The following is a 14304-nucleotide window of genomic DNA, read 5'->3' as shown; positions in this document are numbered from 1 at the left end:
ATGATGTCTATTTGACCTGTGGATCACCAAAAGAGATTTATAATGAAAAAGTTATGTGAATTTGATTATTTATCACCAGATAAGGATGTTGAATCGTTAAAGCGTTCTATTGTTTATAAACTAATGTTTATTGTTGGTACTTTCCCTAAATACGCCACACCAACAGATTGGTTAAATGCAACCTCTTACGCCATTAGAGACCGTTTAGTTGAACGCTGGTTAAAATCAACCAAAGCGGAGCTTTCACCGAAAGTAAAACAGGTTTATTACATTTCGATGGAATTTCTTATGGGGCGTTTTTTAACCAATGCCATGCTCTCTTTAGGTGTTTATCACGAAGTTAAAGAGGCATTAAAAGAGTTAGGTCTTGATCTTGAAAAACAAATCGAACTTGAGCCAGATCCTGGTTTAGGTAATGGTGGTTTAGGCCGTTTGGCTGCTTGCTTCCTTGATTCTTGTGCCACATTAGGTTATCCCGTTACAGGTTATGGCATCCGTTATGAATACGGAATGTTCCGCCAACAAATTCAAAATGGCGAACAACATGAAGTTGCGGATAACTGGCTTGAAAAAGGTAATCCTTGGGAATTTCCTCGTCATGATTTGCAATTTGAAGTAGATTTTGGCGGGCGTTTACAGCAAGAAGGCGAGAAAAATTATTGGGTTGATACCTTCAATGTGATGGCACAACCTTATGATTCTATTGTTCCGGGTTATAACACACAAGCGACAGATACCATTCGTTTATGGTCAGCTAAATCAAATGTGGCGTTTAACTTAGGTAAATTTAATAAAGGTGAATACCTAGAGGCAACAGAAGCAAAAGATCGCTCTGAAAATATCTCTCGTATTCTCTACCCTGATGATTCAACAACATCAGGTAAAATGTTGCGTTTACAACAAGAATATTTCTTAGTAAGTGCTTCTGTTCAAGATATTTTGCAACGCCATTATCATCTGCATCAACGCTTTGATAATCTAAAAGATTTTATTGCAATTCATCTTAATGATACTCACCCTGTTCTTGCCATTCCTGAGTTAATGCGTCAGCTAATTGATAATCATGGATTTAGCTGGGATGAAGCATGGGAACAAACAATCTGTATATTCTCATACACCAATCATACGTTAATGGGGGAAGCATTAGAAACATGGCCTGTTGATATGATAGGACGCTCACTTCCTCGCCATTTACAAATTATTTTCCAAATCAATGATAAATTCTTAAAGCAAGTTAGAGAACAATATCCTAATGATAACGACTTATTACGTCGCGTTTCTATTATTGATGAAGAAAATGGTCGCAATGTCCGTATGGCTTGGCTTGCGGTAATTATTAGCCAGCAAGTTAATGGGGTTTCTGAACTCCATAGCCAATTAATGGTGCAATCCTTATTTGCCGATTTTGCGATGATTTATCCCAAGAAATTCTGCAATATTACCAATGGTATTACACCACGTCGCTGGCTGGCATTAGCTAACCCTTCTCTTTCTCAAGTGATTGATAAGCAGATTGGAACTAATTGGCGAACCAATTTAGAGCAATTAGGTGAATTAATGCCACTGGTGAAAGACAAAAATTTCTTACACCAATTAAGAGACTCAAAGCGGCTGAATAAACAAAATTTAGCTAACATTATTCAGCAAGACTTAAATATCACAATTAATCCTGATGCGTTATTTGATGTTCAAATTAAACGTATTCATGAATATAAACGTCAACTTCTCAATGTGTTAGGGATTATCACGCGCTATAATCGCATTTTACAAAATCCAGAAAAAAACTGGGTTCCTCGTGTGTTTATTTTTGGTGGTAAAGCAGCCTCCGCTTATTATAATGCTAAAAAAATTATCAATCTTATCAACGATATTGCAGCAAAGATTAATAATGATGAGCGCATTAATGATAAATTGAAAGTGATCTTTATTCCTAATTATGGCGTGAGCTTAGCGCAACATATTATTCCTGCTGCGGATTTATCTGAGCAAATATCTTTAGCCGGTACAGAAGCTTCTGGTACAGGTAATATGAAATTTGCGTTAAATGGTGCACTAACTATCGGAACTCTGGATGGTGCTAATATTGAAATTGGTGAGCATGTTGGTTTTGAAAATATGTTTATCTTTGGTCATAACGCACAAGAAGTCGCTGAGTTAAGACAGCGTTATTCTCCACGTCGCTATTACGATGAAGATGTTGAGCTACATACAGCGCTCAATCAAATCGCTAATGGCTTCTTTAATCCAACTTACCCTGATAGATATAAATCAATTTTCGATAGCTTAATTGAGTTTGGCGATCATTATCAGGTATTAGCCGATTATCGTAGCTATGTTGATACTCAAGATAGTGTTGATATTCTCTATCAAGATGAAGACGCGTGGTTGAAAAAATCCGCATTAAATATCTGCCAAATGGGTTATTTTTCTGCGGATCGCGCGGTAACTGAATATATGCAAAGAATTTGGAAAGCTTCTGCGATTACATTGTAAAAACTAAGCTAATTTTCTAAGGACAGAACGTAACCGCGCTTTATTGCGCGGTTTTTGCTTTTATTTAAGGCTTAATAAAGTTAGATTTTAATACGGTAGGCACAACGTCTTGCGCCTTCTAAGATATATTCAACACGTTGTAGTTCTACTCCTAGTGTTTCAGAAAATAGCTCTTTTTCTGTATTACAAAAACCTTGGCAAACTTTAGCTGCTGCACATATTGGGCAATGATCTTCAATAAATAGGTATTCGTTATCTTTTACTTGCTCCCAATGTGCCATATAGCCTTCTTGACTACGCAAAGAGGCTAAAATATCTAAGCGTTCCGTTAGTTCATCGGCTTCTTTTATTGCTTGAGTATAGCGTTCATAACTCTGCTTTTTTCGTGCAAGAATAATTTTCTCAATTGCATCTTCACCCAATTCTTCACGAATAGTCATCAAAATTTGTGCTGTTAATTCAGCATGAGTATCTGGAAATTGTTTTTGCCCTAATTCTGTTAAGTGCCAATATTGAATAGGTCGTCCAACCCCTCTTGGCTCAGTTATTGCTTCAACCAATCCTGCGCTGGCAAGCTTGACAAATTGTTGCCTTGCCGCTTCGCTACTTGTACCAAGACGTTGACCAACGTCATTTGCTTGCATTGGCCCATGTTTTTTAATTAAAAATAGAATTTTATCGCCAACACTACGTTGCGCAGGATAATTATATTCCAAGTTTTTTCTTGACATATTAGACGTCTCAGTATTTATTAATCCAAGTTTTACCTTGGTAATTTAACGAAGCTATGTCGTAATAGCAATAAAAGAAGGATATTTTTTCTAATGATCCCAGATAACAATAGCCAATGGCGTGATCTTTTCTCAGGGAGAAATGGGGCAATTTCATTTGCACTTTCTTTTGGTGTCGTGATCCACGCAATTAATATTTTAATGGCGACCACGATTTTACCCTCAGTTGTAACCGATATTGGCGGAATGGGATTATATGCATGGAACACCACGCTATTTGTTGCCGCCTCTATTATTGGTTCAGTATTATCTGCACGCTTATTAAGTTTATTAGGTGCTAAAGGTGCTTATCTGATAGCAACGGTGCTTTTTTTTATTGGCAGTTTATTGTGTGCAATTGCACCTAAAATGGAAGTCATGCTAATTGGCCGATTTATTCAAGGCCTTGGTGGAGGGCTTTTATTTGCGCTTTCCTACGCCATGGTAAATATCGTTTATGATCAAGCATTATGGCCAAGAGCAATGGCTTTAATTTCCGGAATGTGGGGTGTTGCTACATTAATTGGCCCAGCTATTGGTGGAATTTTTGCTCAATTAGATGCTTGGCGTTATGCCTTTGGTATTATGTTACCTATCATGCTTTTTTATGGTATTTATCTGTGGCTTATCTTACCAAAAAATGACAATAACGCTTCAAAATCATCATCACAAAGCCTGCCTTATCTTCAGCTAATAATTTTAACAGCTGCCGTTCTGCTTATTTCATCTGGTAGCCTTTCTTCTTCACTCATCATCAACTTACTCAGTATTGTGGTGGTATTTGGTTTAATTGGCATGCTTATTTTTTGTGAGAAACACCTTTCTGTTCGGTTATTACCCTCAAATACCTTTAAAGGTCTTTCTTTACATGCACTTTTATATCTGACTATTTCGTTATTAGCCATTGGCATGACATGTGAGATTTTTGTCCCTTATTATCTACAAAGCTTACATATGCAAACACCTTTAGCTTCAGGTTACATGAGTGCATTAATGGCATTAGGCTGGACAGTTGCTGAAGTGATTAGCGCAAGTTGGCAAGGTGCTAAAATGCGTTTTAGTATTTTAAGTGGCCCTATTATCGTTTTTATTGGCTTGCTTGTGTTGGCTTTTGTTATTCCAAACCCACTACTGCAATCAGAAAATGCGGTTAGTCTTTCTATTATATTATTCGCTTTGTTCTTAGTGGGATATGGCATTGGTTTTGGTTGGCCACACCTATTAACACGTATATTGCAAGCCGCATCAGAACAAGATAAAGATATTGCAGGTGCCTCTATTACAACCGTACAATTATTTGCAACCGCGCTAGGCTCTGCACTTGCGGGTATGATAGTTAACTTAAATGGCTTTAATAGTGGTACCCCTGAAGGGTTCTCTTCTTCTGCATCTGCCCTATTCTTATTTTTAGCATTTGCACCATTAATAGCGATTTATACAGCATGGAAAATAACACGTTGTTCTTATTAAACCTTATTTTTAATGTCATATAAGAAACAAAAGAGGTGATATGTTTTCACCTCTTTTTTAGTAAAGTTATCGGTTTCATTTATGAAAGAACTTATTTTTTATTCTGTCAAAATTCCTTTTAATGACAAAAGGAATTCTTATGAAAAGCATTTTATCGAAAATTTCAATTGTAAATAATGATCAGAATACAGTTGTTAATAAAGAACCATTAAACACTTATGGGATTTTTTTAAATAATATCAAAAATATTAAAAATACCTATTTAGATATCTCCATAGGTAATTGTGATAAAAGGAAAGAGATTACCGTTGATGTTGCAAAACTCAGTAAAGAGTTAATATCAAAAATACGAGAGCTTTATACATCAAAAAAAATATCTTCTTATAGGGTTGATATAAAGAATAAAGAAAAATCAATGGAGTTTTTAAATAATGCTTATAAAGTAATAGATAGTGCTATTTTAGAGTGGTGGGAAGATGAAAAGGAAGTTCTCCCTTCTTCAATAATTCATCGGACAATTGACAATTTATATATTGATGAAGAAATTTCCCTGAAACCGAATGATAAACAAACTTTATTTTTTTTAATCTCTAATAAATTTAAGTTAGGTTTAAATAAGAATGCAGCTCAAAGTACAATGATCCAGAATTTGCAAGATATCCCTGAAGTCGTAAAAGCAATAGATGACTTGGGAATTTCTGATAATTCACATTTAAAATACGAAGTTTATTGTTTATTGGCTGAAAATATCTACAATTTTTTATCCGGTAATGAAAACAAAGTTGATTTTTCTAAAATAAAAGATGCGATTAAAGAAGTAGCACAAAGAAAATTTGGTACTTCTGAAAATAAATTAACTCATCCTCCGCTTTATTCGAAATATACTCTAGCATTTTTTGATTAAGTAAACTATTGATCTTGGATTAGACGTTGTGTATAACTGAGTATACATTTTGTCTAACTTAAGTGAAATAGGAAACCACAATGTCCTCACATCTTACACTACAAAATATCGATGCCCTCTCATCCCCTGGTGGGCATTATTCTCACGTTGTTACTGCAAATAAAATGTCGTTTGTTTCTGGGCTATTACCCTTGGATAAACAAGGCAACCCATTAGTGGATAAACCTGTTGAAGTTCAAATCACACAAGTACTTGAAAATTTAAATGCTTGTCTTCTCGGAATAAATGCAAAAAAAACCGATATTGCTCAAGTCAAAGTCTATGTGACAGATATTAATGAGTGGCCTATCGTTAATGAGCTATATGCAAAATGGATTGGTGAACACAGAGCAGCAAGATTAGTCGCAGGTGTAAAAGAACTGCATTTTGGAAGCAAAATTGAAATTGAAGCTGTTGTTATAAAGGAATAATCTTATGAATAAGTTACCTACTCCTACTTATAAAGATGTTACTGAAGCTCATCAACGCATTCTGCCTTATCTTAATAAAACACCTGTTTTAACCTCTCGTACGATTAATGAGCTAACAGGGGCACAGTTTTATTTTAAGTGTGAAAACTTTCAGCGTATGGGAGCATTTAAATTTCGAGGTGCAATAAATGCGTTATCACAATTTACCACAGAACAACGTAAAATGGGTGTCGTGACTTTCTCATCAGGTAATCATGCACAAGCTATTGCTTTATCAGCAAAACTATTAGGTATTCCTGCAACAATTATCATGCCTGACGATGCACCAAAGGCTAAAATGGACGCGACAAAAGGCTATGGTGGCCGTGTGATCACCTATAACCGTTATACAGAAGATCGTGAAAAAATTGGCCAACAACTAGCACAAAAAGAAGGATTAACGTTAATTCCACCTTACGATCATCCTCATATTATTGCGGGCCAAGGTACTGCTGCAAAAGAGTTGTTCGATGAAGTTGGTGAATTAGATATGCTATTTGTTCCATTAGGTGGTGGTGGTTTACTTTCTGGCTCTTTATTATCAACCAAAGCCCTTTCACCGCAATGTAAAATATACGGTGTTGAGCCTTTAACGGGCAATGATGGACAACAATCATTACGTAAAGGCGAAATCACGCATATTGATACCCCAAAAACAATTGCAGATGGCGCACAAACACAGCATCTAGGCAATTATACCTTTGAGATTATTCGTAACAATGTGGATGATATTTTAACTGCAACAGATGAAGAATTAATTTCCACCATACAGTTTTATGCCCAGCGAATGAAGATTATTGTAGAGCCAACTGGTTGCTTAAGTTTGGCGGCAGCTCGTCAATTTGGTGATAAATTAAAAGGTAAGAAAATCGGTATTATAATCAGCGGTGGTAATGTTGATATCGCACAATATGGTCATTTTTTAGCACAATAAAAATCAATAAAAAGATGTGATTAACCATAAAAAAAGCAGTATGGATTGTTTTTCATACTGCTTAAAATCATGAATATATTGCTACTCAATTAAAATAACGAAAGTGTTTTCTGCTTAGTCTCTTTTAATTAAGTGAAAAAGTGATCCCTGCTTCTTTACACAACTTCGTTAAATTCTCTTTTAATTGTTGATTTTCTTCAGGCAATAAATCGAGTTGTGGCAAACGCATATGACCGCCGTCTAAACCACGCATGGTTAATGCTGATTTAAATATTGCCATATTTGCACCTGATTTAAGTGCATCACTAAATTTTACACAAAATTGTTGCCAGTGTTTTGCTTCTTGATGATTACCTGCAATATAGGCTTTATACATATTCACAAATGGCTCAGGGAATACACAAGCACAACCTGAAACGGTACCATCACAACCTGCATCTAACAGACCTAGGAATAATTTATCGTAGCCATGAAGCACTGAAAAATTATCGGCTACAGCAAGGTAACTTAATGTTGTATTGTTATCAGCAAAACTGTATTTAATCCCAATTACATTTTTACACTGTTGTTGTACTTTTGCAGCTAACTCAGGCTTGATATTATTTGCCGCACATTGTGGAATATTATACAAATAAACAGGGAAATTATCCGGCACACTGTTTGCCACTGTTACAAAATAGTTTTCTAATTCTCTGTCTGTCGCACCAAAAAATTGTGGTGTCACCACACCAATACCATCAGCTCCAATTTCAACGGCATGTTTCGCTAATTCAATGGTTTCGGCTAATGTCATTGCACCAACATGAATAAAAACAGGTAAGCGTTTATTGGCTGTTTCGACAACGGTTTTTGCAACATTTTTACGCTCTGATGCTGATAAACGTAGCATCTCTCCCGTAGTGCCACAAGGATAGAGGCAATCAACACCTTGAGTGACTAACATATCAGTTAATGTAGATAACGCATTAGTATCCACTTGATCGTTCGAATCAAACGGAGTAACCATTGCCACTGTAACGCCAAATAATTTTTTCATATTAAGACCTTTATTAAATCAGATTGCTTTAACAATAACTTTAATTGCCAACATGCCAGGATCATCTAAACCAATAGATTTTTCTGGGAACATACGCGCTCGACCTAATAAATTAGGTTTTTGACGAAATTCATTAAGCGTATTATCAATACTCTGTAAAGCTACCGCTTTTAATTCCGATCGAGATAAAACGGGTTTTAGCGCTTCAGATAATTGGTAAATGATATCAAGCACCGATTTTTGCCCTAACTCCCCTTTTCCTCTTGCCATCATGCTTTGATATGCAACAGTTAAAAGTGGTGAAATATCGGCGGGGGCTATTTCTTGCAGTTGATTTTCTTTGCAATATTTCGCCATTGCCATAAAAGCGGTTGCTTGCAATGTACCAAAAGAAGAAGCGCAGGCTTTTTGTAATGATTTACTGCATTGAAAAAGTGATTTACTTAAATCATCAGGCCAATCTTGTGCATCATCTGAAATTTGACGCCATCCTTTTTGCATGGTGATCCCTAAATCACCATCACCAAGGCGGCTATCTGCTTCACAAAGCATAGATTGAGATTGCTCACAAGCGATGGCGATACGCACAACCGCTTGCTTGAGCATTTCAAGTGTAATATTCATCGTTATACTCTCCAGAATGCACAATGAGCAGGTGCATTCATCAAGGCTTCTAGCTCATCATCTAACTTGCACAATGTTAAGCTTGCTCCTGTCATTTCCATAGATGTGGCATAACGGCCGACCAATGGGTGCACAATAGTCGCACCTGTTTTATTAATCAGTTGTGCAATTTTGTTATACAGAATATAAAGCTCTTCTAATGGTGTTGCGCCTAAAGAGTTAACTAATACAGAGACTTTATCTCCTGTTTTTAATGATAATTCTGCTTGTAGACGCTCAAACATCTCTTGTGCAATATCATCTGCACTGCGTAATTTATCACGCCAAATTCCCGGCTCTCCGTGAATGCCCATCCCCATTTCCATCTCATCTTCACCAATTTCAAAGGTAGGATGACCTACTGCGGGTAAGGTGCAAGATGTTAACGCACAACCAATTGTTCGGGTATTTTCCATGGTTTTTTGAGCAATACGTGTCACTTCATCAAGTGATGCACCTTCTTCTGCTTTGGCGCCCGCCATTTTAAAACCATAAATCATCCCAGCTACACCACGGCGTTTATGCGCTTCCTCTGGTTTTGCTGAAGCGACATCATCCGCAGCTAATACCGTTGTGCAACGAATATCGTCTTCAAAATCAACTGTTTCAGTCGCCATATCAAAATTCATAATATCGCCACCGTAGTTGCCATAAAGTAGCAATACGCCTAACCCGTTGTTGGCCTCACGAATAGCATCTGCCATTAAATCTGCTGAAGGTGAAGCAAAAACATCACCTACAGCGGCGGCATCGAGTAGCCCCTCACCGACATATCCGGTAAATACAGGTAAATGACCAGAGCCTCCGCCGGTTACAATGCCAACTTTCGGCTTATCTGTTTTTTTTGAACGAGCAATCAATCTTGGCTGTGGCTGACGATAAATATGGCTATGCGCAAGGCATAAACCTGCTAATGTTTCATCGACATAATTTTCTGGCTTATTTAATATTTTTTTCATGTGATCACCCGATATTTTTATTTATCTGCTGATTTTTGACACCTTAAATAAACTAATTTATTTAAGGTTTGTTTTCCCTGATACTAAAAAAGTATCTCTCTATGATTGAATTTTTAGTAATAAATAATGAGTAATAAATGGGTTATTTATCTAGCTTTAAATGCACCTCTAATTTGCATTACTACAATAAGTAGAAATACACTTGCTAATACCATCGAAATAGGTCTGTTAACAAAACTAATTAAATCACCATCAGATTTCATTAATGATGAAAGTAAATTCTTTTCTAACATAGGGCCTAATATCATGCCCAAAATAATCGGTGATATCGGGAACTTTCGTTCTTGAAGAAAATAGCCGATAACGCCCATAACTAACATAACCACAATAGAGGACATCGTATTTGTAATTGCATATGAACCAACGATACTAAATAGAATGATTGCTGGGTAAATAATCGCATTGTCAATAGCAACAATCTTTTTCAATAAATTGACAACAATAAAAGCAATCGGCAGTAAAATAAGATTAGCAATAAAAAAGATAATAAAGACAGCATATAATTTATCGGGATTAAATAAGAACAGCGTTGGCCCCGGTTGCATATCTTTCATATACAGTACACCAATAATAATTGCCGCAGCAGAATCACCTGGGATACCAAAAACTAGAGATGGGATCCAACTTCCGGCTAAGCTTGCATTATTACTCGCTGAAGCATCAACAATACCTTCCTCAGAACCATGACCATATTTCTCTGGTTTTTTAGATAGTTTCTTTGAAACTGCATAAGAGATCCATGCTGCAATATCGGCTCCTGCACCGGGTAAAGCACCAATTAATGTCCCTATTATTCCGCTACGGAAAATACCGCCCTTACGTTGGCGAACAACACTCCCCACACCTTTAAAGATGTTGTAAGAATTATTTTCCACATTCATTTCTGTTAATGTAATTTGCTTTTCTTTCCAACGTTCAACGTAATATTTAATAGCACCAGAAATAGCAAATAGTCCTATCATTGCCGGAATAAAGCTAACTCCTTGCATTAAAGAAACTTCACCAAAAGTAAAGCGGGCTTGACCTGTAAACTCATCATAACCAATGGTGGCTAATGCAATACCAAAGAACAGTGCTAATAAGCTTTTTCTAATATGAGTGCCTGAAACAATAGTTGCACAACTTAAACCAATTAAAGACAACCACATATATTCATAAGAGCTAAATTTTAAAGCAAACTCAGCTAATATTGGTGCGGTTGAGGCTAATATAATCGTACCAATTACGCCACCAATCACAGAGCTCGTTAATGACATACCCAATACACGATTTGTTTTGCCTTCTTTTACTAAAGAGTGTGCATCATTAGTATAAGCTGCGGATGCAGGTGTCCCTGGTATATTTAATAAGGCTCCGGGAATATCCCCTGCAAATATAGATGATGCTCCGACGGAGATCATTAAGGCTAAAGCAGGAATAGGATCAAGAAAAAAAGTAAACGGCACCATTAATGCAATAGCCATTGTTGATGTTAACCCAGGAATTGCACCAACAAATAAGCCAAATAAACAAGCACCAATAACGACAAGAATTGTTGTGTAATCAATATATGCAAGTGCGCTAATTAATATATCCATACTGTTTTTCTCTATTTATGAAAATAGCTGAGGTAGCGGTACTAACAGTACAGCAGTAAATAAGTAATACACACCTAACACCACTCCAGTTGAAATAATAAAACTATATATAGGTTTTGTTGTTGCATATTTCATCATTAATGGTGCAGTAATAATTAATCCGGTTAAAATAAACCCTAAATAATCAGAGGCCAGCACATAAAAAAGAATAATACTGATAATTAATAAGACAAATTTTATTTCATGCCATGTCACTAATGGAATATCACTTTCTTGTTTACGTGAAAAAATATCTATTAATGAAAATATAATCATGCCACCGCCAATAATAGAAGGCATAAATGCGGCACCATATTCACTAAAATCGCCTAATGAATATGCACTATAAACAATAAGGAATAAACCAAAGCAACAAAATATGAGCGATAGAATATGACGATTGACCATAGGCATAAAAACGGCTGTTATTCAGCCGTTCCCTCAGTTATTTCTTTATAATTTCGCCAAACTTTTTATCTTCATTGGCCATAAATTGAGTGGCATCATCGCCATATAATTCGATAACTTCAAAGCCTTGTTTATTTGCAAATTCGGCTAATTCACCAGAGGCATATACTTTTTTCATGGCTGCGGTGAGTTTATCTTGTACTTCTTTGTCTAGCCCTTTGGGCGCAACTAGCATATTCCACGCTTGCAAATCCCAGTTATAAGGTGTGGCTTCTTTGAATAACGGTACATCAGGATAAAAAGCAGATTTCTCATTGGACATAATAGCCATATGTTTTACTAAACCCGCTTTCACCATACTGTCGGCTTCACCTAATGAAGATGTCACAATATCAACACCACCAGAAGCAAGCTCTTGTAATGCTGCACTAGCACCTTGAGATGGAATAAAACGAATAGCATTATCTGGTAATCCTGCGGCACGCAACATACCAATAGTATTTAGATGCCAAATTGAATTTAAGCCACTACCTGATGCTTTTAACTTGCCTGGATTTGCTTTCGCGTAATCAATAATTTCCTGTGCATTTTTAAATGGTGAAGATTTTCCAACTTGTAATCCACCATAAATAACAGCAAGACGCGTAATAGGTGTGTAATCTTGATAAGTTAAATTGGTCATCCCTTGATGATGCATCATGGTAATTTCAACCGTTGCAATCCCTAATGTGTAACCATCAGGTTTTGCATTTTTAATGGCATCATGACCCACAACACCACTACCACCTGTTTTGTTGACCACATTAACAGTAACGCCCAACTCTTCTTGTAGTCCTTTTGCTGCTAGACGTGCAACGGTATCAGTATTACCGCCAGCAGCCCAAGGAACAACAATAGTGATCGGCTTTTCAGGGTATTGAGCAAAAGCCGGAAGTGTAAAAATGGAACTGCATAGGGTAAATGCCAGAAGTGTTTTTTTCATTATATGCACCTTTTCTCATTGCAGATTATTTGTGGCCGAATATCTTCAAGCCTTGATTTAAGGCGAGCCTGAACTTGGGAAAGGACAGGCATTGCTGTTACGCCTTTTTGTTCTATAAATGCAGAGAGGAAAGCACTGGCAAATAATACACTCTCATGCATCGTGCCTCCTGCTGCTATCTTTGATGCAAATGCGCCATTAAACGCATCTGTTGCTGCCATCGTATCCACACGTAACGATGGCATAGGTGGAATATGAAATGTGGCTCGACCATCAAAATAAACCACACCAAGCTCATCCATATAAATAATCACTTTCTTACTTTCGTTACCGGAAATAATACTGATCGCCTGCTTTGCATCATTAATATCGTTTATTTCAAAGTCAGCCCAATGAGATGCTTGATTCGCATTTAAAGTAATAAAATCAAGATATAAATAAAGTTGTTTTAGGTTTTCGTTATAAGGAGCAACATTCAGTATGATGATCTTATTAACCGACTTAGCAAATAAAGCGACTTTAATATTAGCTTCTATATTAATTTCGCCTTGGAGCAATAACACATCGGCTTCACTTACATAAGGCAATGAAATATCAATTTCTTGTTCAGAAAAGGTGTTATTTGCACCTAAATAAGTGGCTGTAATATTATTTTGTGTTTTGTCAGCTAAATAACTAATCGAACTGCCTGTTGGCTCGGTTTCTGTTTGAAAAATAGTGAAAGAATCAATGCCACTTTCTTGTAAATATTTATAAGCGTATTTACTAAAATGATCTTCACCGACTTTCGTTATTAAATGGACTTTAGCATCAGAAAAGCTTGCTGCCATTGCCTGATTTGTCCCTTTACCACCAGGGCCTATTGAATTGCTTTTTGAATTAACTAATTCACCGACTTTCGGAAAAGATTCGACATTGGCGATAATATCCACTACAAACGATCCTAAAACACAGACTTTACCTTCCGGTTTTCTATCTTTACGTTCTCTAACAATTAATAAGTCGTGCAATAAACATGAAATATCAAAACTATCACTGAATTTACTTATTTTTTTAATTTCTTGTTTCCCTAGTATGGCGCCACCATGACAACGTTTGATCAACCCTTCTCCTTCAAGGTATTTCAAATCACTGCGAATAGTCTCCAATGTGACACTGAATTTTTCCGCAAGCTGAGCCACTTTAACTTTTTTTTGTTCCCTGATGATGGTGTAAATTTCCTGTCGCCGTTCTTCTGAAAACATATAAAGTGCCTCCGTATCATTGATAACGAGAATAAGGAGATCAGGCCTGTGATTCTGCGATGGTATTCAAAACAAAAAACCAAAAGCAGAAGCAAAACCAAATCGAAGCAATTTAGATCACATTTTTTTAACACAACATCAATTAGCATACGTTAAAAATGAGAGGTGAAACGAGTCGGATAATGAATGACAATACAGAAAAGAGAGGTAGGATCAGCCGTTCAAAGACGGCTGATAAAATAACGAGCTACATTAA

General features: G+C 36.5%; 13 protein-coding genes. 5 read left to right on the top strand and 8 right to left on the bottom strand.

Annotation, left to right across the window (positions count from 1 at the left end; translation table 11 throughout):
- The first annotated feature begins 42 nt into the window (after positions 1-42).
- The gene (glgP, locus tag ABN217_RS03055) at positions 43-2493 is read left to right on the top strand and encodes a glycogen/starch/alpha-glucan family phosphorylase (RefSeq protein WP_196553007.1); all 2451 of its coding nucleotides are present in this window, start codon (positions 43-45) and stop codon (positions 2491-2493) included.
- An 80-nt stretch (positions 2494-2573) separates the two neighbouring features.
- Here the strand turns inward: glgP and ABN217_RS03050 are convergent, their stop codons facing one another.
- Positions 2574-3224, bottom strand: a complete 651-nt coding sequence (locus tag ABN217_RS03050; protein WP_196553006.1) for a helix-turn-helix transcriptional regulator — start codon at positions 3222-3224, stop codon at positions 2574-2576.
- A 93-nt stretch (positions 3225-3317) separates the two neighbouring features.
- Between ABN217_RS03050 and ABN217_RS03045 the strand changes: the two genes are divergently transcribed.
- The 4 genes from ABN217_RS03045 to ABN217_RS03030 all read left to right on the top strand — a co-directional run bounded on the left by ABN217_RS03045 (position 3318) and on the right by ABN217_RS03030 (position 7080).
- A complete protein-coding gene (locus ABN217_RS03045) occupies positions 3318-4733 on the top strand; it encodes an MFS transporter (RefSeq protein WP_349459044.1) in 1416 nt (471 codons plus the stop codon).
- A gap of 139 nt (positions 4734-4872) precedes the next feature.
- The gene (locus tag ABN217_RS03040; protein ID WP_196553004.1) at positions 4873-5637 is read left to right on the top strand and encodes a type III secrection system effector, WxxxE family; all 765 of its coding nucleotides are present in this window, start codon (positions 4873-4875) and stop codon (positions 5635-5637) included.
- Positions 5638-5717: 80 nt separating this feature from the next.
- Positions 5718-6107 (top strand): RidA family protein, encoded by a 390-nt coding sequence (locus tag ABN217_RS03035; RefSeq protein WP_349459043.1) that lies wholly within the window; start codon positions 5718-5720, stop codon positions 6105-6107.
- A 4-nt stretch (positions 6108-6111) separates the two neighbouring features.
- Entirely contained in the window at positions 6112-7080 is a 969-nt protein-coding gene (locus tag ABN217_RS03030; RefSeq protein WP_349459042.1) for a threo-3-hydroxy-L-aspartate ammonia-lyase, read from the top strand.
- A 124-nt stretch (positions 7081-7204) separates the two neighbouring features.
- Here the strand turns inward: ABN217_RS03030 and ABN217_RS03025 are convergent, their stop codons facing one another.
- From ABN217_RS03025 to ABN217_RS02995, 7 genes are all read right to left on the bottom strand, one after another.
- Positions 7205-8116, bottom strand: coding sequence for a dihydrodipicolinate synthase family protein (locus tag ABN217_RS03025; RefSeq protein ID WP_349459041.1), 912 nt, complete (start codon positions 8114-8116; stop codon positions 7205-7207).
- A gap of 18 nt (positions 8117-8134) precedes the next feature.
- Positions 8135-8740: a dihydroxyacetone kinase subunit L gene (locus tag ABN217_RS03020; RefSeq protein WP_340896547.1), complete on the bottom strand. Its 606-nt coding sequence runs from the start codon at positions 8738-8740 to the stop codon at positions 8135-8137.
- A 2-nt stretch (positions 8741-8742) separates the two neighbouring features.
- A complete protein-coding gene (locus ABN217_RS03015; protein WP_197269179.1) occupies positions 8743-9738 on the bottom strand; it encodes a dihydroxyacetone kinase subunit DhaK in 996 nt (331 codons plus the stop codon).
- Between the two features lie 146 nt (positions 9739-9884).
- Entirely contained in the window at positions 9885-11375 is a 1491-nt protein-coding gene (locus tag ABN217_RS03010; RefSeq protein ID WP_196553000.1) for a tripartite tricarboxylate transporter permease, read from the bottom strand.
- 15 nt (positions 11376-11390) lie between these two features.
- Positions 11391-11828 (bottom strand): tripartite tricarboxylate transporter TctB family protein, encoded by a 438-nt coding sequence (locus ABN217_RS03005; protein ID WP_196552999.1) that lies wholly within the window; start codon positions 11826-11828, stop codon positions 11391-11393.
- Between the two features lie 31 nt (positions 11829-11859).
- Complete coding sequence (locus ABN217_RS03000) at positions 11860-12804, bottom strand: tripartite tricarboxylate transporter substrate binding protein (protein ID WP_072068128.1); 945 nt, start codon at positions 12802-12804, stop codon at positions 11860-11862.
- Positions 12804-14048 (bottom strand): PfkB family carbohydrate kinase, encoded by a 1245-nt coding sequence (locus ABN217_RS02995; RefSeq protein WP_196552998.1) that lies wholly within the window; start codon positions 14046-14048, stop codon positions 12804-12806. The genes ABN217_RS03000 and ABN217_RS02995 overlap by 1 nt, the downstream gene beginning before the upstream one ends.
- Between the last annotated feature and the right edge of the window lie 256 nt (positions 14049-14304).

Origin of the sequence: Proteus sp. fly-1067 (assembly GCF_040139345.1) — a bacterium.
In the GTDB taxonomy this organism is placed as follows: domain Bacteria; phylum Pseudomonadota; class Gammaproteobacteria; order Enterobacterales; family Enterobacteriaceae; genus Proteus; species Proteus vulgaris_B.
This window is presented reverse-complemented; position numbering and strand designations above follow the sequence as displayed.